This window comes from Ligilactobacillus aviarius subsp. aviarius DSM 20655 (genome assembly GCF_001436315.1).
GTDB classification, from domain to species: Bacteria; Bacillota; Bacilli; order Lactobacillales; family Lactobacillaceae; genus Ligilactobacillus; species Ligilactobacillus aviarius.
This window is the reverse complement of sequence record NZ_AYZA01000019.1, coordinates 45317-65764: the sequence shown is the minus strand read 5'-3', so window position 1 is coordinate 65764 and position 20448 is coordinate 45317. Positions and strand designations below refer to the sequence as shown.

The following is a 20448-nucleotide window of genomic DNA, read 5'->3' as shown; positions in this document are numbered from 1 at the left end:
TTCGTCAAGTTTAATCTTGATGACAATCCGCAAGTGAATACCATTTATCGGCCCACGTGTGAATTGCATCCATCACGTCTTTCAGGTCACTTCCGCGGTCCGTTAATTCATACACACTGTGCGCTGAATCAGTCGCCGTGTGCTTGATCAATCCTTCATTCTCAAGTTCGCGCAACCGTTCAACTAAAACGCGGTCGCTGCATTTTTTGACTTTGCTTGCAATGTCCTTAAACCGTTGCGGACCTTCGCATAGCAATACTTCGATAATTAAGCCGTTCCATTTCCGGCCAAGAATGCTGAAGGTCTTACTAAATTTCGGACATAGATTAAATTCACCATTACAGTCTGCCATTTACTTTCCGCCCTTCAAAAAGAGACTATGATATTCATCATGGCCTCTTGAATGTTTTTGAGTTCCAACCACAATTAAGTGCTTTGGCGCACTTTTTACTGTGATTATTGTACACTATAACCTTACTTTTGCAAAGTAAATTAGTATGCTGACCGCACCATCCGTTCAACCTTGTCAACAAGGTGATGGCTGTATTCGTCAACCGCTGAAATCTTATCAACGGCCGTCACAATAAACCCTTCCGGATATTTCGGAGGAATCAGCGTTGCACCCCACATGTGCTTGATAATAATATCTTTTTCTTTGGCAGTTAAAGTCGTAATCTTTTCGGCATTGCGCACGGCTACTCGTGGGTGAATCCAGGCGTGCGTTCCAAGATTAAACTTGGTATCGCGCCAGTCATAGTAGAATAAGTCATGCAATAATCCAGCCCGCGCAACTGCCCGGGCATCGAGATTCATCTTTTTGGCGATCTTGTATGATTCATATGACACCGTGATCACATGATCAAGTCGCGTGCAAAAATGATGCTGTTCATATTCAGATAATTTTTGAACTTCCGGCTTGACTAATAAATTCCCAACGTAACTCATGTATTCCGCATCATTACGCCATTCGTTTTCTTTCATAGAGCCTCACGATCTTTTCATTAAGTTCTTACAATCCATATGCTAACGGGCTTGGTTTCAAAAAGCAAACGTTATAACCGAATTGTATTAATAACTTAACAATCTTAAATAAGATTAATTTGCTTTAAGCTGGAACATCAAAACACCGGCCGCAACCGCGACATTCAATGATTCGGCTTTCCCGATAATTGGAATGTAAAGGTTCAATGATGTTTGTTTCAAAAGATCCTTGTTCATCCCGTTACCTTCATTCCCCATGATCAATGCAAAATCGGCATGCTTGCCGACTTGATCATACGGCCGCGCATCTGGATTTAATTCGGTTCCGAAAACCGGTTTGTTTTGCGCTTTAAAGGCTTTGATCCATGGTTCAAGCGGGGCCGTGACCATCTTCAAATGGAATTGACTGCCCTGCATTGAACGCACGATCTTCGGATTGTAAACGTCAGCGGTCCCGTCACCAAAGACGATTCCGCTAAAGCCGGCTGCATCCGCCGTCCGCACCATCGTGCCAATGTTACCGGGATCTTGAACATTATCCATGAAAAGCCATGCGCCCGTAACGTCTTCCGGTGCGATTTCTTGTTGTTCCGGAATCTTGATCACGGCCATGACCCCTTGCGGATGTTTCGTGTCGCTTAAATGCTTGACCACGTTATCCGTAATTTGAATCAAGTCAGCGCCTTCTGGAACTTCAATTTCTTGCAAATGCTTGAAATCTGGTTGCACCATGATTGTTTCGATCGGTTCGTGGGTCCGAATCGCTTCTTTAACTAAATGCCACCCATCAAGCAAATACTTGCCCTGCTTCAAGCGGCCCTTCTTCGTATTCAACTTTGACCATGCTTTAACCTGTGAATTGTTAACTGATGTAATAATCTTCAATTTTGTTTTGATCTCCTCGATGTAAAAATTCCGTTTTCATTATACTATATCAAGTTAGCGAATTTCATCTTTAAAAACAAATGAGGCTGAGAACAATTCTCAACCTCATGATTAACGGGTTCTAAACCATCAAAATGAATGTTTTGAAACACATTTTCTTCATTTAATCTTTCTTTCGATATCTAACCATACCCGCCAGCATCAAAATCACACCGACGACAACTAATCCGTGTTGGGCAAATGAAACACCGGGAACTTTGCCGATAAATGGGAAAAGACATGAAAATAAACTTAATCCGATACAAAAAACCCCGACAACCCAGCAAAAATCTTTTTGTAACAATTCACGCATGTTTTTCACCCTCTTCATTTCAATAAACATTATATCATTTTATCTGAATTCATTCAGTGATAAGTGCTTGTTATAAATAAGTTGAAAGATAACGTAAATTTTACTTATCAATCTTTTCCGATAAGTTCAGCTAATACCAATCAAACATTGATTTCTTTTGGCATTGTCAGTACAATTTTAGTGATTGAGAGGCTTCAGCGAACCCCTTTTGAAGTCTCCACGTTATAATTAAGGAGTATGCAAATGATTCAAGACAGTTTAATTCCATTTTCACCAAATCAGCAAAACGCAATTTGGATGTTGATCAACGCTGAGTATTATCGGGACGCAATCAATTTAAAAATCAAGGATTTAACGATGAATACCCATGGGATTTTTATTCACGACAACCAGCTCTTTTCAAGCGAAGAACTGGTTTACCTGATCAAATTGATTCAACAACCCGCAGCCGATCATTCACACCTGAACCTTGATTTTGATGAAGATGGTAATCTTATTCACTACATCAATAATTACAGCGTTGAAGTTTTGTTTAACGCCTTGCAGGTTAAATTCATCAAACTTCTTTGCCTGTATTTTAATAACTAATAATTTCGAGGCACAGTCATGGCAGCAATTCACAGCGACATTTTAACATTAACAATCAATGAAATTCCGGTTGATTTGACCGCATTTATTGATTTAAACAAAACGACTTTTCTTTCAGATCATCACGGGCGGTGTATCGTTTTTAATGTCCGGCCACCGCAGGAAATCAAAGAGCAGCTTAAAGATGTTGCCGACCTGGATGCCATCGACTTCAATGTCCGGTTGAACTACTTTACCGAAATTCCTGGAATCTATAAATCGAATTATGAACTGATCGTTTTCCGGGTCTTCACCGGCGCACAAGCCGCCATCAACGTGGTGTACTATGACCGGGCGCGCACTTTCAGTGGCGACCTTGCTTACTGGGAACGGCGGCTGGCAATCAAACCGGTCGTTTACCAAAGCTATTCAACGGCCAGAGTTTGCACCTTCTATCCGCCAACATTGACTTTCAAGTATCAAAATCAAGTTTACGTTGGCAAGTGCATTGAAAATCCCGGAAAAGGCAAGTACCGTTTCTTCGCCGATGACGGTAAAAAGATCGTTACCCCGTATTCGCGCAGTGTGGAGGCATACGAATTTCGGAAACATTTAAATTTATTAGGATATCAACACTAAAATAACCCTTCGCTGTAATGGCGAGGGGTTACTTCGTTATTTCAGATATAATTCTCAATTTCATTTTTCCTTTTATGAACGCATTTTCTCCTAAAAATGAGAGCCAAACAACAAAAATACCTATCAAAAACAATATTATATTACTAGGGTCATATGCCAGTTCCCACATCGTCATATAAGCTAAAAAAAGCAGTGCGAAATATGCCATCAGATTTCTAATCGCAAGAATATCGATTGGAAAATATCGACACCAAAAAGTCTTTCTGATCACAAAATTTACTTTCTTTTTATCAACAACGAGATGCACAAGAATTCCACCGATAATTGCCAGAATAATTGATAGTATAGGAGAAACATTAAAATTAAAAATATCAAATTTTTTAATAAGATAAAATAAACACGTTCCAAGCGCATAACCGATACCAGCAACTCCTGGAATTTTCGAATTAGCTGATTGAGAAGGTCCACCTTCACCATAATCTACTTCATAAATTTTTACCGGAAGTATCCAAAATAAAATTGGAAAGATCGAAAACAACAAATTTTGATCTGCGTCGATGGCATAAAGCTTTCCATTTTCAGCATTCACCCATGAACAATGAGTCCCTGGTTCAATTACCATTTCAACATTCATGTACTTTTTGAACATAGATGTTAATTTCCTCCTTTCTTAATCTAAAAAAGTAATTTTAGCTTTGGCTACATCAATAAATGGATAATTGAATAATAAAAATGCATAAATTGTATATGTGATAGCCACTAACATTATTATTTCTCCTCGTGCAAAAGAGGCTGAACTCATAAGTGTTATTAAAAAAATAACGATAATTGCCATTATCCATACAACCAGTGCTTTTATCACATAATATCTCTTTAATGGTTTTAACTTGGCATGATAAATAGCTATAATATTTTTACTATCGGGACGCTTATTGTTTCTAAAAATAATTCGTAATAGAAGACCAATACCTAACACCATCATCCAGTAGTACGACGTTGGGATAGGAATATTTATCAAAATTTGATCTGATAGTTTTGCCCCCCGATCGGTCCAATAGTTAGTGCAATTGCAGGCGCTATCGACATTACCCAACTATTATCTCGTGCTTGCCGAATACTATCTTTCTTGACTTCGATAAACTCTAGCGGACATACCCATAAAAGAAATGGAAAGAAGATATAGCGAATTTTTTGATCACACAACAATACGTAATCTTTCCCATCATCGCCGTTGATAATTACTCCTCTATGAGGAATCCGCCATATTTCGCCGATTATGCTTCTCATTTTACTTACCCTGCTTTTATACTTTCCTATTTAGTTAGTTGAATTCTTCTTTATAAAATAAATATAAAAACATCCATCTCCAAATTGACTATTAATCGTCATTAAAGAATAAATTGTAATAATTCCATAACTTTCATAAAAAATATTTCCTGGACTATAAGTGAGAAGTCCAATTGCCATAAATATCAAAAAACAATCACCGATAAAGACTGCAAATATTCGTCCAACATTAGTAACATAAAAAGGACGCAGCTTAATATAAACTTCCTGTCCCGTTTTTGGGGATGGATGTTTTATTAAACAAAAACGCACTATAATCGTAATAATGACCACTAAAACAATGCTCCAAAATAAATTAATTTTAATCGAAAATTCTGAAATTAATTTATCAACCATTGATGAATGATCTGTCATTAATCCGCCAATGATTGCTGCTAACCAAAGATAATCATGAGCTTTTTCTAGGTTAGCTTTGTCATTAACCTTATAGGCCTTCAAAGGTAAAATCCAAAGTAAAAAAGGAAATAAAATAAATTTTAAATTTTGACCAACATCTAGCAAAAGGACTTGATGATCTTCAGTTCTTAATTCAATAAATTGATTATTCTTTAACGGTTCACCGTCCGCTTCGATGGCTTTCATATATTTTCATCCAATCTTATTTCAATAATCCTTTTTCGAAAAGCACACTAAAAGTTTTTTATTTGTTAATTTCCAATATCGTTATACTTATCAATCTGCTTTTCCGTCCAATTAACTTCTGTCTTTTTGACCTGCTTCAATGATTGCCGCGCTGGTTTGCCATGTTTCCGCATCGTTAACCCGTACTTCGCAGCCAAGGCTTGCCGTTTGCTGAATGGTTCATTTTCATCTTCTTGACCAATCAAATAATTGTAATCATGATTCGAAATTGGTTTCCCGTTAACTTCAATTAAAGCCACATTATCTTGAAGATCAGAATCCGTTCCGCATACGTCCGTTGAAGCCAATGTGATTTTGGAAGTTGGAACGACCGCAAACTTTGCCGTTTTAATTCCGACCACATCGGAACTTAAATCTGATAATTGCTTGTCTTCAGTTGCTTCACAATTTTTGACGTACTGGGTTTTCATCATTACTAACGTTGAATGCCGTTGAACAAGGGTCAGCACTCCAACCCCGCCAATCAGTCCACAACTCACGATTGCTGTTATCAATAACACAATTTTATTCTTTCTCAAAGACCATTTTGCGTGGTTGATCAAAATCAACAGGGCAATCCCAAGCGCAATACTAATAATCAGGCAGCTTAATGCGCTTAATGCGATAAAGCGCCAATTGAAAGCGTAGTGGTACTCTACTCCAGCTTCATCGACATAAACAAGTGGACGTTTTAATAATCCGCCGAAAATAAGTAAATAAATAATATTAACAACTACGGAAGCAACTATAACTTCTTTGTTCTTATTTTTTAACGCAATTCCCATTAAAATCTCTGGAACAATAAAAATTACACATACTGTTCCCATAGTAAAAATCAATATCCAAGGACCCGCACCGGTCAAAACATCACGGGCACACCACGTTGAACCAACCAATCCGGTCAAAATATATCCAACTGCTAACCAAACAAATAAATTCTTAAACAGCGGTGAGCGGCCTTTAAAAACTCCGCGTTCATGCTTTTCGTTAATCATTGTTACCAATCCGCGTCAACGTAGCATCCTGAAGGTCAACATACAAATGGTCGCCGTCTTTGAGTTGGACGCGATGTTGCCGGTGTTCATCACTTTGAAGCTTCTTCAAACCTGAAAGATTAACGGCACCCCGGCCAATGAATGAGCTGTTGACTGCATATTCGCCGGCACACTTTCCGGGTTTGATAACATACATTCCCGGTTGAATATCGGCCCCGGCATCGTTGCCGACCCGGTATTCACCATAGGTAACTTTTCCCTGTTGGGTAATTTTCGGTGAATTGTCCGGTTGGAAGTTGGCATCAAAGTCATTCACGATGATCTGTTGTTCTGCCTGAACATTTAAGTGTTCTGACTTATGAATGCCATTGACCTTGCGTTTGCCGTTTGTAAGAACAAAGTCAAAGTCGTAAGTTGAATTGTAAAGATCACCCGTTCCGTTCTTGGAAGTGACGGTATACTTTCCGGGATTTAAATCTTTTCCGACCTGATATGTACGGTATTGATCAGCGCTGACTTGACCAGAAATCAAGCCAACGCCCAAAAGAAGTGTTAAACAACTTAATCCAATTTTTTGAATCCTTTTCACGATGTGATCCCCCTATCTGAATGTTACAAAATCTTTGTCAGGTGTAGCGTAAAAGACTTGGTCCTTTTGCGTATCAAGGTAAACGTTGAACCGGTCGTGATCATAACTTAATTCTTCAACGTGGGCGCCTTGACCTTTATCGTTGCCAAAGTCTTCACCCATTGAACAGTCAGCAATTTGGTCGCCAAAAGCCCATCCTTCGTTCGTGGTGATTTTGCCATCATGCGCAAGAATTTCATTTAAGGCAAACTCATGATTAAGCAATGAATTATAAACAATTTGCCCGTTCTTTTCATCGCGTTCCGGTTGACCATACATCCGGATAACATCGGCCCGGTTATACTTCGACCAGTCTGGAACCGTGGCGTCAACGTCTCCCGGCTTCGTCTTCTTGCGTTCAACCTTGTCCTTCAAGTCCGTCATTTTATGCTGCGGACCGGCCGCCATGACCGAACTTCCTGACAAGAAAAGCATTAAAAATGCCATTAATCCTAAAAACTTCCTTTTCATTTACACTAACTCCTTTAAATCAAATAAGTAAATTTTATCAATTTCAAAGTATTTTGTAAATTAATCTTTGGATTTTAAAAGAAAATCATAAAGTTTAATTTATCAAAAAGAGGCTGCGACTTATGTCACAGCCTCTAACTAAATCATTCCTTTTTCACCGGAACGCCGATCCGCTTGAAGAACTTCACAACCGTTCCTTGGTATTTGTCCCAATCAACCAATAAGCTGATATCATGCGGTCCCTTTGGAATCGTCAATAACATTTTGATCGGTGATTTGCATGCTGCGTAGTTTTGATGGGCCATTGAACACGGGACATAGCGGTCATCTTCGCCATGAATGATCAAAACCGGTAACTTGGTTTTCCGAACCGCCTGAATCGGCGATGATGCCTCCAAGTTAAAATGCCCGAAAAGTTTGGCACTCAACTTCACGAACGGATACATGATCGTTGGCGAAAGGTTCATTCGCTGAATGACCTTTTTAATGATGGCTTTTGGCGAAGTGTATGCACTGTCAGCCACCACCCCGACAACGTTGACCGGTAACTTCAATTCCGAAGCCATTAAAACGGTCGCTGCGCCTAACGACCCGCCAACCAGAACAATTTTCATCTGCGGGTAATGGTGCGCAATATACTCTGCCCAGGCAACAACATCGTACCGTTCGTTGATCCCGAATGAGATGACATTGCCGTCGCTATCCCCGGTTGCCCGTTGATCAACGACCAGCATGTTATGCCCTAACCGCCGGGCAATCTGAAATACACCGCCGCAATCATGGATTCCATCGGTTCGATAGCCGTTAAATGCCAGTTCGATCGGTGCATGTTCATCATAAATATATAACCTGCCGCGCAACGTCAATCCATCAAACGATTTGATTGAAACCGCCTCATACGGTTCGTTATTCAACGCATCAACCAGGTGGACCATCGCATGATAGTATGGCTGATATTGTTCGTTTTGCGGTAAATTATACGGATCTTCATGATGGCCCGGCTTAACATAAAATGCCGTCCGGTAACAATACATCAAGATCATCATGATGATCATTAATAATAAAAGCATCTTACTCACCCTCATATGAAATGTTTTCAACTTTAATATACATCAAATTAAATGAATGCTGTAATTAAAAAGAAAGCCATGACAAATGTCATAGCTTTTCCTCTCAGTATCTCAGTATTTACTCTAATCTTAATTAAGCATTGAATGCTGCTTCCAGTGGAGGAACGATTTGCTTCTTCCGTGAAACAACGCCCGGCAAGTCCATCTTGTTATCTTCAAGCTTCTTACCGAATGCTTGTTCAACAACTGATTGCGGTTCACCAACAACCAATAACCGTGTATCTGAGTTAAGGATGTTTGTAACCATCAATAAGAACAAGTCATAGCCGTTTTCTTTGTTTTGCTTTTCAATAGCAGCACGCAAGCCATCTTCACGATCAAAGACTTCATTCAAGTCAACGGTGTTGATTTGGTCAACGCGAACTTGAGTACCGTTCATATCAAATGACTTTGCATCTTGTGAAATCAATGTTTCGTCTGACTTGCTTGCAAGATTTGTCCCGGCCTTTAACATATCCAAACCGTACTTTTCATAATCAACGCCAGCAATCTTTGCTAATTCCTTCACGGCAGCAACATCTTCGTCAGTTGTTGTTGGTGATTTCAATAATAATGTATCTGAAATAATTGCTGATAACATCATGCCGGCAATGTTAGCAGGAACTTCAACGCCGTGTTGCTTGAATTCCTTCAAGATAATCGTACTGCTGCATCCAAGCGGTTCAGCATGGTAGTATAATGGAGCTGAAGTTTCAAAGTTCGCGATCCGGTGGTGGTCCACAACATGCGTTACTTGAACGTCTTTAATGTCGGCAACACTTTGTTGAGCTTCGTTGTGGTCGATCAACATTACAGCGTCAACTTCGTTTGAAGCTGTCTTGATTACCCGTGGTGCTGGTTCATTGAAGTAATCCAAAACGAATTGCGTTTCTTCGTTTGGTTCGCCTAAAGCAACGGCTTCAGTGTCAGCACCTAATTTATTTTGTAAGTATGAGTATGCCTTTGCGGCAACGATTGCATCTGTATCTGGATTCTTGTGTCCAAAAACTAATTCTTTCATCGAAATGCTCCTTTAACTCAATAATAAAATCACTTTAAGATTATTCCATTTTATTAAGCTCTGTCAAGCGAGAAATGTAGTCTTTTTGGACTAAATATTCATCAAATTCGTCAAGCAAGTTTGAGATCCGCGGAATCCGTTCTTTCCCCTTTCGAAAGACAAATGAAAGCTCAAATTCGATCTTCGGATTAAAGAACGCACTTGCCATCCGATCAATGCCATAGTTATATGCATTCGCACATGACGCCGGCAAAACGGTGCTGACCTTTGCTTCCTTGGCAAAGTGATACAATGCCCGTGATTGGGTAAAGTGCGCAACGCTTTTCGGGGTATTCAACATTGCTTTACGGAATTGTTCATTAATAATATTGCTTAAATAGTAGTTTTGCGGATAATCAACCCATGGCTGATCAACCACGTCTTTCAAATCGATTCGGGTCTTATGAGCAATCTGTTCGTCATGCCCTAAGTAGATCAATTCATCCCGAATAATCGTCTTTTTAACGTAAGGTTTCCAATTTTTAATACTTGAATCTGGAAGGTACATAATTCCAATATCGATCCGGTTATCTTCAAGCTGCTTCCACAACTCGTGCCGGGTCAGTGTGTGGAATGAAACTTCAACATCAGGATGAGACTTGTAATATGAAATTGCAAAGTCAGTAAAGACATCATTTTCAATTGAAGCTAAAATTCCAATGTTCACACGTCCCTGATTAATTTCAGTTGAACGTTGAATTTGGTCTGTCGCCTGACTAACAGTTTCATAAATTTGATGAATTGCATCTAACATCGTGTAGCCAGCATCAGATAAGTGAAGCTTCTTCCCTACACTATAAAAAAGCGGTGCCCCAATGCTTTTCTCTAACTTCTTGATCTGTTGGGTCAATGCAGGTTGCGAAATCCCTAAAATTTGTGCAGCTTGGGTATAATTCATCGTTTCAGTCAATTGCAGAAAATAATCAAGCGATCTTGATGGCAAAAAGCTGCCCCGCGTGTCTTTCATATCCAAAATTCCTTTCACTCAGCCTAATCTCGTTAACTTTCGGCAGTCAGCGAACGATAATATCAATTAAATATCACCCGGTCTTTTATAGTACCATAAATTCAATAAAAAAAATAGGAAAATTTTTCATTCTATTAAAAATAGCATTTAAATAATGTTTCTTCTGCTAATATTTATTCAAATTGATAATAAAAAATTCACTTATGCTTGTTTTTTAACTAAATTTTATTCAAAATCTAATTGAATGATAACTGAACAATAAAGAATGAATTAAATTATTTGTTAGGCTCATTTCTAGTCATTGTTCCACTTTTCGGGTGCTTTGCGCCATTTTTCCAACGTTTCTAATTGGTCTGCGGCAATGTAATTTTCTTCAGTTGCCGCTTCAAGCAATTCAGAGTAATTGGTCAGCGTTGTAAATGAAAGGCCGGCGTGTTTAAAGTTCGCTGATACTGCTGGTAATTGATAACTGAAAATTGCGCCGACGCCGATCACATCGGCGCCTTCATTTTGAGCTGCTTGAACAGCTTTTAACACACTGCCGCCCGTTGAAAGCAGATCATCGATCAGAACTGTTTTCGCATGGGCTGGTAAAACTCCTTCAATTTGTTTTCCGCGTCCATGATCTTTGGGTTTTGACCGCACATAGATCAACGGTAATCCTAATTCATCCGCAACCCATGCAGCATGCGGAATGCCGGCCGTTGCAACTCCGCCGATCACTTCGACATCGGGGAATTCAGCTTTGATTTGCGCTGCTAATCCTTGAGCAATCTGTTTGCGAATTTCAGGGTAACTGATTGTCAACCGGTTATCACAATAAATGGGGCTTTTGATTCCGCTGGCCCATGTAAACGGTTTGTTCGGTGATAATTTCACTGCTTTAATTTTTAATAAGTCTTTTGCAATTTCTTTCATCTTAATTCTCCTTCAACCATTCATTTTTGACCCGTTGATATGCGGCTTGAACGTCGGCTGCTTGGGTGATCGACCGGCCAACAACCAGTCCGTTTGAGTGTTGTTGAGCTGCCTTGCCAGGAGTCATGACCCGCTTTTGGTCGTCAGCACTTTCCCCGGCTAACCGAATTCCAGGGGTGATCTTCAAAAAGTCTTCGCCGCATGTTTGATACAGCATCTGCGCTTCATTGGCGGAACACACAACCCCATCCGCGCCGTTTTGCTGGGCAACCTGCGCATAGTGCTTGACACTGTCTTCAAGCGGCACCGTGATCAACTGTTCATCCGCAAGCATTTGCGGGGTGATCGACGTTAACTGGGTGATTGCCAAGATCTTAGCTGGCGCGTGCTGGTTACTGCCGGCAAGCATTCCTTCCTTGGCAGCTTGGATCATTGCAGAGCCGCCTGCAGCGTGGATCGTGGTTAAATCAACGTGTAACTTTCCAATGACCTTCATTGCCCGCTCAACCGTATGCGGAATGTCATGGCACTTCAAATCAAGAAAAATTGAGTAGCCACGATCTTTGAGTTCCTTGATCAGTTCCTGCCCTTCACTGTAATACAGTTCCATTCCGACCTTCACAAACAAGTGTTGGTCCCGCGGAAATTGATCAAGAAAATTGATCGTCGTTTGTTTATCCGGAAAATCTAACGCAATAATCGGTTCACTAATCTTCATTTCGAAATTCATTCCTTACTTCTTTTCGTAATTCTTCAAGTGATTCAATGTTCAGTTCATCCATTCGCTGTTCAAGCTGGGCGGCAAGGTGCGGGATCACTTCCATATCATCAAAGTGAGCCGCGCCGACCCCAACGGCGGAAGCGCCTGCCAAAAACATCTCAAGCACATCGTCAACCGTTTCGACCCCGCCGATTCCAATAATCGGTAAATCAGTTACGTGCGCAACTTGGTAGATCATCCGCACGGCAAGCGGTTTGAGAATGGCGCCCGACAAGCCGCCCATTCCGTTGCCAATCACTGATTCCCGGGTTTCAACATCAATATGCAATCCCAGCAAAGTATTGATCATCGTTAAGCCGTCTGCTCCGCCGCGTTCAGCCGCCTTGGCAATCGCCGTAATGTCCGTTACGTTGGGTGAAAGTTTGACGTAAACCGGAATCGATCCGGTTACTTCCTTCACCTTGCGGGTTACTTCTTCCACGGTTTGCGGGTTCGTTCCAAATGCCATTCCGCCTTCTTGAACATTAGGGCATGAAATGTTGAGTTCCAATGCGTTTAACATGTTGGAATCCGCTAATTTTTGTGCAACGCCCCGGTAATCAGCAACACTTGAACCGCCAATACTGCCCACGATTGGAAGGTCCGGATACTTTTGCCGTAAATACGGTAATTTTTCATTTACAACCGCATCAACCCCAGGATTCGTTAACCCCACCGAGTTGATCACGCCATTTTTCAACATTGCGATCTGCGGATGCGGGTTACCTTTCCGCGCATGCGGCGTCGTTGTTTTGATCACCAATGCTCCTAACCCGTTAAGGTCCATTTTTTCAGCAGCGGGGGTGTCCCCAAAGCCAAACGTTCCGCTTCCAGGCATCAACGGATTTTTCATCGTTAATCCTGGAAGCTTGACTGTTAATCGTGAATTCATCTCATCTTCCCCCTTACAGTGCATTGGTCATAAATGTCCGGTTTTCCATGGCTTTCAATAACGCATCCGCTGTCCGTAAAGCAGTTAACAACGGAATGTTGTGTTGAATTGCGGCTTGCCGGATGATAAAGCCGTCCGAATTGTGGGCTTGATCATGACCCATTGTATTGATTACCAAATCAAGTTTCCGGTCTTTGATCTCATTTAATAAGTTAGGTTGCAAATCGTGGATCTTACCAACCACCTTAGCGTGTAAGCCATTGTCCTGTAAGAACTTCGCCGTTCCTTTAGTAGCTGCGATCCGGTAACCCATCTTTTCAAAGCGCCGGGCAATTTGAAGGGCTTCTTGTTTATTGTGGTCATCGATCGTCAACAAGACCGTTCCGGTTTCTGGTAACTGCATTCCAGCCCCTTCAAAAGCCTTGTACAATGCCTTTTCAAATTCACGGTCGGTTCCCATGACTTCCCCAGTCGACTTCATTTCCGGTCCTAAGTAGCTGTCAACATCGGCTAATTTATTGAATGAGAAGACTGGTGCCTTAACCGAAACGTTTTGGCTTTCGGGAGCCAATCCAAGCTTGTATCCTTGTTGAACAAGGGATTCGCCCATAATTGCCCGGGTTGCAACTTGTGCCATTGGAATTCCGGTGATCTTACTTAAGAACGGCACTGTCCGACTTGCCCGCGGGTTAACTTCGAGAACGTAAACTTCGCCTTGGTGAACGATGAATTGAATGTTCATAATCCCGACGCATTTCAGTTCGACCGCCAATTTAGCCGTAATTTCAACGATTTGTTCCTTGATCTTTTGACTGAATGATTGCGGTGGGTAAACGGCCATTGAATCCCCAGAGTGAATTCCGGCTTGTTCAATATGTTCCATGATTCCTGGAATCAAAACATTTTCACCGTCACAGATGGCATCAACTTCACATTCTTTGCCTTCAAGATAGGCATCGACCAAAATTGGGTGGTCGCCGTTGGCCGGGGCGTGCTGACTCAAGTATTCATCAAGTTCATCGTCTGAATAAATAATTTCCATTGCCCGGCCGCCGAGAACATAACTTGGTCGTACAAGAACGGGATAACCTAACCGATGAGCGATTTCCTTAACCTGTTCCGGAGTCGTTGCCGTATCGCCTTGCGGTTGCTTCAATCCAAGTTTCTTGATTGCTTGGTCAAACAATTCACGGTCTTCGGCCCGGTCAAGATCCTTCACGGTTGTTCCTAATACCCGAACACCGTGTGCATCCAATCCGGCCGCCAGGTTGATTGCGGTTTGACCGCCAAATTGAAGAATGACGCCTTCCGGTTGTTCAAGGGCGATCACATTCAAGACATCTTCAAGGGTCAATGGTTCGAAGTACAACTTATCGGATACCGAAAAATCCGTTGAAACCGTCTCAGGATTCGAATTCATAACAATTGCTTCATACCCAAGCTTTTGCAATGCCTTAACGCAGTGAACCGTTGCGTAATCAAATTCAACCCCTTGACCGATTCGGATCGGGCCTGAACCAATAACCAGCACTGATTTTTGATCTGACTTGCGGCTTTCGTTTTCTTCATCATATGTACTGTAAAAATATGGCGTTTCAGAAGCAAATTCAGCGGCGCAGGTATCAACCATCTTATAGACCGGAATCACGTGATTACTCAACCGGAATTGCCGCACGTCATCCGGCGTTGTCTTCCATAACTTCGCAATCGTTAAATCACTAAAGCCATAACGTTTAGCCTTTTTCAGGGTTGCAAGGTCATTGACATTTTCCGCAAGTTCCTTTTCAATTTCCACAATGTGCATCAAAATATCGAGGAAGTAACGGTCAATTTTGGTTAATTCATGCACTTCTTCTAAGGTATAACCGCGCCGGAAAGCTTCTACCAGATAAAAGATCCGGTCATCTTGGGCGTTGACTAACCGATTTTCAACTTCTTCATCTGAAGCTTGGCGGCATGTTTCAGAAATCAAATCATCTTCATCAATTTCCAATGACCGAACCGCCTTTTGAAGGGATTCTTCAAGGTTGCGTCCCAAAGCCATGACTTCCCCAGTAGCCTTCATTTGACTGCCTAACCGCCGATCAGCATCGCGGAACTTATCAAATGGCCAGCGCGGAATCTTCGTAACAACGTAGTCCAATGCCGGTTCAAATTCCGCAAAGGTCGTTTCGGTAACGGGGTTCTTAATTTCATCAAGGGTCAAGCCGACCGCGATCTTCGCTGCCAGCTTGGCAATCGGGTAACCGGTAGCCTTTGAGGCTAACGCTGATGACCGTGAAACCCGCGGGTTAACTTCGATAATGTAATATTGGTAACTCTTTGGATCCAACGCAAGCTGAACATTGCAGCCGCCTTCGATCTTCAACGCGCGAATCAATTTCAATGAGCAATCCCGCAGCATTTCGTAATCACGATCCGATAACGTTTGGGTTGGTGCAACCACGATCGAATCGCCGGTATGCGTTCCGACCGGATCAACGTTTTCCATCGAGCAGACGACCATTGCGTTGTCCGCAGCATCGCGCATTACTTCAAATTCAATTTCCTTAAACCCGGCAATTGATTTTTCAATCAAGCATTGGGTTGCGGGTGAAAGATCAAGCCCGTTTGCGGCGATCCGTTCAAGTTCTTCGCGGTTCTTGCACATGCCGCCGCCAGTTCCGCCCATCGTGAAGGCTGGCCGCACAATTACCGGATAGCCGATTTCTTCAGCATAGTCCGTTGCTTCCTTGACCGTATTGACACTGCGTGAAGGCGGAACCGGTTCATTCAATTGTTTCATCAATGCCTTGAATTTTTCCCGGTCTTCAGCTTCATCAATAGCTTGAAGGTTCGTTCCCAGCAATTCAATGTTGAATTCATCTAAAATTCCGGTTTTGTCTAATTCAATGGCCAAATTCAATCCGATTTGACCGCCTAAAGTTGGTAAAATCGCATCCGGATATTCTTGCCGAATAATCCGTTCAACCGATTCAACCGTTAACGGTTCAAGGTAAACATGATCGGCAATTTCGTTATCAGTCATGATCGTTGCGGGGTTGGAGTTGACTAACACAACTTCATACCCTTCTTCTTTCAACGCCAAACATGCTTGCGTTCCGGAATAATCAAATTCAGCCGCCTGGCCAATGATGATTGGTCCAGATCCAAGTACCATAATCTTGTGAATATCAGTTCTCTTAGTCACCTTGTTCGCCCCTTCTCTTGTCGATCATTTGCATAAAGTCATCGTACAAACTAACTGCATCGTGCGGCCCCGGAGCTGCATCCGGGTGGAATTGAGTTGAAAATGCCGGATACTTGCGGTGCCGAACGCCTTCGATCGTTCCGTCGTTGATTTCAATGTGGGTCGGCATTAAGTCGGTTCCCTTTAATGATTCCGGATCAACGGCATATCCGTGGTTTTGGGAAGTAAATGCAATTTCACCCGTCGCAATTTCCCGAACCGGGTGGTTGAATCCGCGGTGGCCGAATTTCATCTTGAACGTGTCCGCCCCGTTTGCAAGGCACATTAACTGATGACCTAAGCAAACACCCATGATCGGGACTTTTCCCATAATGCCTTGGATCATCTGGATGGCTTGCGGCAGGCTCTTCGGGTCACCAGGGCCGTTTGAAAGCAAAACGCCATCCGGATGAAGTTGCAAAATTTCTTCCGCCGTTACGGTATACGGCATCACGATCGTATTGCAATTACGTTTAGCTAATTCCCGCAAAATACTGTGCTTGGCGCCAAAGTCAACGACAATCACATTCCGTTCCGTCCCTGGATTTGGATACGGTTGTTTGGTTGAAACCATGTCAACCAGCTGGTCGGTCAAAACCGTTGCCCGTAATTGTTCGATCGTGTGTTCCTTATCTTCGATCGAATTTACAAGGCACCCCTTCATCGTCCCGTGTTCGCGAATGATTTTTGTTAACCGCCGGGTATCGATTCCGCTGATTCCCGGAATGTGATTCTGTTTCAAAAAGTGATCAAGGGTGTCCTGCTTGCGCCAGTTGCTTGCATACCGGGCCAATTCGCGGCAAACGACCCCGCGGCACTTCGGTTGCAACGATTCATAATCATCAAGGTTGACCCCATAATTTCCAATCAGCGGGTTTGTAAATACTAAAATCTGATCAGCATATGATTGGTCGGTGATTGCTTCTTGGTAACCCGTCATTCCGGTTGAAAAAACAATTTCACCAGTCGTAATGTGACTTGAACCAAATGCTTCGCCTTCAAACACATTTCCGTCTTCCAAAACCAAGTATCGTTTCATCTTAAAGCTCCTTCTCTCGTTGGTATTTAATTTCGCCATCAACAATTGTCATTACCGTTTGCCCGTACAATTCACGTCCCGTAAACGGTGTATTTCTTCCTTTTGATAAATAGTCTGCTTCACTGAATTTGAATGGATGATCTAAATCAAACACCGCAATGTCAGCGGCATCGCCGATCCGCAGCATTCCAGCCCGCGTTAAGTTGAATAATTTTGCGGGTTGCACGGTCAGCCAATCAATCAACTGTTCAAGCGAACACTTACCCGGCTTTACCAAGTGCGTGTACAAACTTGAAAAGGCCGTTTCACTGCCAGTGATTCCGAATGCCGCACCAACCATTCCATGCAGCTTTTCATCATCTGCATGCGGTGCGTGATCAGTGGCAATCATGTCGATCGTTCCGTCAAGCAATCCTTCAATCAGGGCTTCCTGGTCTTCAGCAGTCCGCAACGGCGGATTCATTTTGTAATACGCATCATCCGTCGTGATCATCCCGTCATTTAATAACAAATGATGCGGCGCTGCTTCACAGGTTACGTTGATTCCCATTGACTTGGCGATGCGAATCATCTCCACGCTTTCCTTCGTTGAAACATGGCAGACATGATAATGCACGCCCGTTTTTGCTGCTAAAACCAAATCCCGTGCTAATTGTGAAGATTCACATTCCCCTGGGATTCCGGCTAATCCTAATTTCTCCGCGTTTGCGCCTTCGTTCATCACCCCGTTGAATTTCAGTGAATCATCTTCAACATGTTCCGCCAATGGCAAGTTGACTGCTTGAATCCCCTGCATTGCCTTGTACATTGTGCCGCCATGCTGAACGCCGTGCCCATCATTACTGAAGCCACAAACTCCAAGTTGTTGCATTGCTTGATAGTCGATCAATTGATCTGAAGTTAGATCAGCGGTGATCGGAGCATACTGGTAAACATGCACAACCCCGATTTGCCGGTTATGCGCCATCATCTGGTGAATTAATTCTGGCGTATTCGGAACCGGATCAACGTTTGCCATCGCACAGGTGGTAGTAAAGCCGCCATGCGCCGCTGCCATTGTCCCGGTATGAACATCTTCTTTGTATGTTAGACCCGGATCACGGTAATGAACGTGAACGTCAACCAGTCCGGGAACAACGATCTTACCGGTAACATCGATTTCCTGATCGGCGCTATAATTTAACTTGCCAATGGCCTTGATTTTCTGATCTTCAATCAAAACATCCGCTTTGATAAAGCTATTATTTTGATAAACCTGACCGTTTTTTAACAATAATTGCATTATTGAAGCCCTCCAAGATGATTGCCGCGCAAAACGGCTTCGATCATTGCCATCCGCATGAAGACGCCATTTTGCATTTGCCGGAAGAACCGTGATTTTTCAGCTTCAACCAAGTTTGATGAAAATTCGACATCGCGGTTGATCGGACCCGGATGCATGATAATGGCTTTCTTCTTCATTTGCTGATACCGCTTATTTGTTAACCCGTATTTTTCATGGTAGCTGGTTGCTGAGAATTGGTCTTCATTTTCATCGCCGGCGTGGCGTTCGTGCTGGACCCGTAAAAGCATTGCAACGTTGATTTGATCGATCACATCATCAAGGTCAACGTGTTTGCCATATTTATCAAATTGGGGATCATACCAGTAATCCGGACCAGCAAAGTACAATTCAGCGCCTAAATGGTGAAGAGCTTGCATGTTACTGCGGGCGACCCGAGAACTTGTAATATCCCCGACAATCGCAATCTTTAACCCGTCAAAATGACCGAATTCTTCATAAATCGTCATTAAATCAAGCATGCTTTGGGATGGATGCTGGCCGCTGCCGTCGCCACCATTCATAATTGCCATGTGAAGGTGTTGATCATCATTTAAATTGATCAATGATTCGTAGTAATTATTCGTTGAGTGCCGAATCACACTTAATTGAACCCCTAAAGCTTCCAACGTTAATAACGTGTCATATAATGTTTCCCCTTTATTGACCGATGAGTGGCTCGGATCAAACGGAATAACTTGGATTCCTAATTTCCGTTCTGCCATATCAAAACTGGTGTGTGTCCGGGTTGAATTTTCGAAAAAGAGGTTGGCCGCATATACCGGTTCGGTTAAGCTCACTTTCCGGGTTTGATTCTTAAATCCTTCTGCATTGTGGATCAATGTTAAAATTTGATCATTTGTTAAATTTTCAACTGAAACAAAATGGTTAAATGCAATTTCATTTTCCATGATGATTTCTCTCCTTTATTTTGCGTATCAAAAAACGCCTACCTGAATTTGACTTCAGATAGGCGTTACCCTTTTTATGGTTCTGATTTTGGAATACAGTTATCGATTACAATTATATTTCAGAACAGAATACCAACCGTTTTGCCCTCTCTGGAGTCAATTAAATGGTTAATATAAATGTTTAGTTTTTAATTAAATCAATTCCATCTTTACCGTCAATTTCTTTTACGTAAACGGCAACCTGTTCGTCCATCGCTGTTGGAATGTTCTTTCCAATAAAGTCTGGCCGAATTGGAAGTTCACGGTGCCCCCGGTCAACCAATACGGCAAGGTTGATTCGATCTGGCCGGCCTTGATCCATCAAGGCATCCAATGCAGCCCGAATCGTCCGGCCGGTAAAAAGCACATCATCAACTAAGATCACGTGTTTGCCGGTAATGTCGAATTGCAATTGCGAATCCTTTACGACCGGATCATCAGTATGCTTCCGGTCATCCCGGTACATTGAAATGTCAAGTTCGCCAACGGGAACACTTGCACCTTCAAGTTGTTCCAAGCGCTTAGCGATCCGTTGAGCAAGGTATGCTCCGCGGGTCTTAATTCCAACAATCACCAGGTTGTCAATTCCTTTGTTGCGTTCGATGATTTCGTAAGTCATCCGGGTAAGCGCCCGTTTGACCGCCATTTCATCATAAATTTCCTTTGCCATATTGATTCCTCCTCAAAAACAAAAGGGCTCAGCCTCTACAAAACTAA

The 20448-nt window shown here is 42.4% G+C and carries 23 protein-coding genes; 2 read left to right on the top strand and 21 right to left on the bottom strand.

Features of this window, described 5'->3' with window-relative positions:
• Nucleotides 1-10: 10 nt before the first annotated feature.
• From FC33_RS04125 to FC33_RS04110, 4 genes are all read right to left on the bottom strand, one after another.
• On the bottom strand, nucleotides 11-352 hold the full coding sequence (locus FC33_RS04125; RefSeq protein ID WP_057827357.1) for a winged helix-turn-helix transcriptional regulator: 342 nt from the start codon (nucleotides 350-352) through the stop codon (nucleotides 11-13).
• A 140-nt stretch (nucleotides 353-492) separates the two neighbouring features.
• Nucleotides 493-981: an HD domain-containing protein gene (locus tag FC33_RS04120; protein ID WP_057827356.1), complete on the bottom strand. Its 489-nt coding sequence runs from the start codon at nucleotides 979-981 to the stop codon at nucleotides 493-495.
• Nucleotides 982-1095: 114 nt separating this feature from the next.
• Nucleotides 1096-1866 carry a TrmH family RNA methyltransferase gene (locus FC33_RS04115; RefSeq protein ID WP_057827355.1) on the bottom strand — a complete coding sequence of 257 codons (771 nt, stop codon included), beginning with the start codon at nucleotides 1864-1866 and terminating at the stop codon, nucleotides 1096-1098.
• A 163-nt stretch (nucleotides 1867-2029) separates the two neighbouring features.
• Nucleotides 2030-2218: a hypothetical protein gene (locus tag FC33_RS04110; RefSeq protein ID WP_057827354.1), complete on the bottom strand. Its 189-nt coding sequence runs from the start codon at nucleotides 2216-2218 to the stop codon at nucleotides 2030-2032.
• Nucleotides 2219-2461: 243 nt separating this feature from the next.
• Here FC33_RS04110 and FC33_RS04105 point away from each other — a divergent pair, with 243 nt between their 5' ends.
• On the top strand, nucleotides 2462-2806 hold the full coding sequence (locus FC33_RS04105; RefSeq protein WP_057827353.1) for a hypothetical protein: 345 nt from the start codon (nucleotides 2462-2464) through the stop codon (nucleotides 2804-2806).
• A gap of 18 nt (nucleotides 2807-2824) precedes the next feature.
• Nucleotides 2825-3424 (top strand): hypothetical protein, encoded by a 600-nt coding sequence (locus FC33_RS04100; protein WP_057827352.1) that lies wholly within the window; start codon nucleotides 2825-2827, stop codon nucleotides 3422-3424.
• A 28-nt stretch (nucleotides 3425-3452) separates the two neighbouring features.
• Here the strand turns inward: FC33_RS04100 and FC33_RS04095 are convergent, their stop codons facing one another.
• The 17 genes from FC33_RS04095 to pyrR all read right to left on the bottom strand — a co-directional run bounded on the left by FC33_RS04095 (nucleotide 3453) and on the right by pyrR (nucleotide 20401).
• Nucleotides 3453-4058: a DUF443 family protein gene (locus FC33_RS04095; protein WP_162257618.1), complete on the bottom strand. Its 606-nt coding sequence runs from the start codon at nucleotides 4056-4058 to the stop codon at nucleotides 3453-3455.
• Between the two features lie 36 nt (nucleotides 4059-4094).
• Nucleotides 4095-4517: a hypothetical protein gene (locus tag FC33_RS04090; protein WP_146993439.1), complete on the bottom strand. Its 423-nt coding sequence runs from the start codon at nucleotides 4515-4517 to the stop codon at nucleotides 4095-4097.
• A gap of 224 nt (nucleotides 4518-4741) precedes the next feature.
• Entirely contained in the window at nucleotides 4742-5353 is a 612-nt protein-coding gene (locus FC33_RS04080) for a DUF443 family protein (RefSeq protein ID WP_057827348.1), read from the bottom strand.
• A 65-nt stretch (nucleotides 5354-5418) separates the two neighbouring features.
• Nucleotides 5419-6387 carry a hypothetical protein gene (locus tag FC33_RS04075; RefSeq protein WP_057827347.1) on the bottom strand — a complete coding sequence of 323 codons (969 nt, stop codon included), beginning with the start codon at nucleotides 6385-6387 and terminating at the stop codon, nucleotides 5419-5421.
• On the bottom strand, nucleotides 6380-6976 hold the full coding sequence (locus tag FC33_RS04070; RefSeq protein WP_057827346.1) for a hypothetical protein: 597 nt from the start codon (nucleotides 6974-6976) through the stop codon (nucleotides 6380-6382). The genes FC33_RS04075 and FC33_RS04070 overlap by 8 nt, the downstream gene beginning before the upstream one ends.
• Nucleotides 6977-6988: 12 nt before the next feature.
• Nucleotides 6989-7486 carry a DUF4947 domain-containing protein gene (locus tag FC33_RS04065; protein WP_057827345.1) on the bottom strand — a complete coding sequence of 166 codons (498 nt, stop codon included), beginning with the start codon at nucleotides 7484-7486 and terminating at the stop codon, nucleotides 6989-6991.
• 143 nt (nucleotides 7487-7629) lie between these two features.
• Entirely contained in the window at nucleotides 7630-8556 is a 927-nt protein-coding gene (locus tag FC33_RS04060; RefSeq protein ID WP_057827344.1) for an alpha/beta hydrolase, read from the bottom strand.
• Nucleotides 8557-8689: 133 nt separating this feature from the next.
• Complete coding sequence (locus FC33_RS04055; protein ID WP_057827343.1) at nucleotides 8690-9616, bottom strand: manganese-dependent inorganic pyrophosphatase; 927 nt, start codon at nucleotides 9614-9616, stop codon at nucleotides 8690-8692.
• A 40-nt stretch (nucleotides 9617-9656) separates the two neighbouring features.
• Nucleotides 9657-10622 (bottom strand): LysR family transcriptional regulator, encoded by a 966-nt coding sequence (locus tag FC33_RS04050; RefSeq protein ID WP_057827539.1) that lies wholly within the window; start codon nucleotides 10620-10622, stop codon nucleotides 9657-9659.
• A gap of 294 nt (nucleotides 10623-10916) precedes the next feature.
• The gene (gene pyrE, locus FC33_RS04045; protein WP_057827342.1) at nucleotides 10917-11540 is read right to left on the bottom strand and encodes an orotate phosphoribosyltransferase; all 624 of its coding nucleotides are present in this window, start codon (nucleotides 11538-11540) and stop codon (nucleotides 10917-10919) included.
• A 1-nt stretch (nucleotide 11541) separates the two neighbouring features.
• On the bottom strand, nucleotides 11542-12258 hold the full coding sequence (gene pyrF, locus FC33_RS04040; protein WP_057827538.1) for an orotidine-5'-phosphate decarboxylase: 717 nt from the start codon (nucleotides 12256-12258) through the stop codon (nucleotides 11542-11544).
• Entirely contained in the window at nucleotides 12248-13192 is a 945-nt protein-coding gene (locus FC33_RS04035; RefSeq protein ID WP_057827341.1) for a dihydroorotate dehydrogenase, read from the bottom strand. Before FC33_RS04035 ends, pyrF begins: the two co-directional genes overlap by 11 nt.
• A 13-nt stretch (nucleotides 13193-13205) precedes the next feature.
• Nucleotides 13206-16382 (bottom strand): carbamoyl-phosphate synthase large subunit, encoded by a 3177-nt coding sequence (gene carB, locus FC33_RS04030; RefSeq protein ID WP_057827340.1) that lies wholly within the window; start codon nucleotides 16380-16382, stop codon nucleotides 13206-13208.
• The gene (locus tag FC33_RS04025; protein ID WP_057827339.1) at nucleotides 16375-17460 is read right to left on the bottom strand and encodes a carbamoyl phosphate synthase small subunit; all 1086 of its coding nucleotides are present in this window, start codon (nucleotides 17458-17460) and stop codon (nucleotides 16375-16377) included. The genes carB and FC33_RS04025 overlap by 8 nt, the downstream gene beginning before the upstream one ends.
• 1 nt (nucleotide 17461) lies before the next feature.
• Entirely contained in the window at nucleotides 17462-18742 is a 1281-nt protein-coding gene (locus FC33_RS04020; RefSeq protein WP_057827338.1) for a dihydroorotase, read from the bottom strand.
• Nucleotides 18742-19692 (bottom strand): aspartate carbamoyltransferase catalytic subunit, encoded by a 951-nt coding sequence (locus tag FC33_RS04015; RefSeq protein ID WP_057827337.1) that lies wholly within the window; start codon nucleotides 19690-19692, stop codon nucleotides 18742-18744. The genes FC33_RS04020 and FC33_RS04015 overlap by 1 nt, the downstream gene beginning before the upstream one ends.
• 181 nt (nucleotides 19693-19873) lie before the next feature.
• Nucleotides 19874-20401 (bottom strand): bifunctional pyr operon transcriptional regulator/uracil phosphoribosyltransferase PyrR, encoded by a 528-nt coding sequence (pyrR, locus tag FC33_RS04010; RefSeq protein ID WP_057827336.1) that lies wholly within the window; start codon nucleotides 20399-20401, stop codon nucleotides 19874-19876.
• Nucleotides 20402-20448: the final 47 nt, after the last annotated feature.

Bases quoted from the DNA above. Each gene is read 5' to 3' on its own strand.
- FC33_RS04110 (WP_057827354.1), bottom strand. From the start codon at position 2,218: ATGCGTGAATTGTTACAAAAAGATTTTTGCTGGGTTGTCGGGGTTTTT.
- FC33_RS04035 (WP_057827341.1), bottom strand. From the start codon at position 13,192: ATGAATTCACGATTAACAGTCAAGCTTCCAGGATTAACGATGAAAAAT.
- FC33_RS04050 (WP_057827539.1), bottom strand. From the start codon at position 10,622: ATGAAAGACACGCGGGGCAGCTTTTTGCCATCAAGATCGCTTGATTAT.
- FC33_RS04025 (WP_057827339.1), bottom strand. From the start codon at position 17,460: ATGAAACGATACTTGGTTTTGGAAGACGGAAATGTGTTTGAAGGCGAA.
- FC33_RS04125 (WP_057827357.1), bottom strand. From the start codon at position 352: ATGGCAGACTGTAATGGTGAATTTAATCTATGTCCGAAATTTAGTAAG.
- FC33_RS04020 (WP_057827338.1), bottom strand. From the start codon at position 18,742: ATGCAATTATTGTTAAAAAACGGTCAGGTTTATCAAAATAATAGCTTT.
- FC33_RS04015 (WP_057827337.1), bottom strand. From the start codon at position 19,692: ATGGAAAATGAAATTGCATTTAACCATTTTGTTTCAGTTGAAAATTTA.
- FC33_RS04080 (WP_057827348.1), bottom strand. From the start codon at position 5,353: ATGAAAGCCATCGAAGCGGACGGTGAACCGTTAAAGAATAATCAATTT.
- pyrE (WP_057827342.1), bottom strand. From the start codon at position 11,540: ATGAAAGAAATTGCAAAAGACTTATTAAAAATTAAAGCAGTGAAATTA.
- FC33_RS04055 (WP_057827343.1), bottom strand. From the start codon at position 9,616: ATGAAAGAATTAGTTTTTGGACACAAGAATCCAGATACAGATGCAATC.
- pyrF (WP_057827538.1), bottom strand. From the start codon at position 12,258: ATGAAGATTAGTGAACCGATTATTGCGTTAGATTTTCCGGATAAACAA.
- FC33_RS04100 (WP_057827352.1), top strand. From the start codon at position 2,825: ATGGCAGCAATTCACAGCGACATTTTAACATTAACAATCAATGAAATT.
- FC33_RS04105 (WP_057827353.1), top strand. From the start codon at position 2,462: ATGATTCAAGACAGTTTAATTCCATTTTCACCAAATCAGCAAAACGCA.
- FC33_RS04060 (WP_057827344.1), bottom strand. From the start codon at position 8,556: ATGCTTTTATTATTAATGATCATCATGATGATCTTGATGTATTGTTAC.
- FC33_RS04065 (WP_057827345.1), bottom strand. From the start codon at position 7,486: ATGAAAAGGAAGTTTTTAGGATTAATGGCATTTTTAATGCTTTTCTTG.
- FC33_RS04095 (WP_162257618.1), bottom strand. From the start codon at position 4,058: ATGAATGTTGAAATGGTAATTGAACCAGGGACTCATTGTTCATGGGTG.
- FC33_RS04075 (WP_057827347.1), bottom strand. From the start codon at position 6,387: ATGATTAACGAAAAGCATGAACGCGGAGTTTTTAAAGGCCGCTCACCG.
- pyrR (WP_057827336.1), bottom strand. From the start codon at position 20,401: ATGGCAAAGGAAATTTATGATGAAATGGCGGTCAAACGGGCGCTTACC.
- FC33_RS04120 (WP_057827356.1), bottom strand. From the start codon at position 981: ATGAAAGAAAACGAATGGCGTAATGATGCGGAATACATGAGTTACGTT.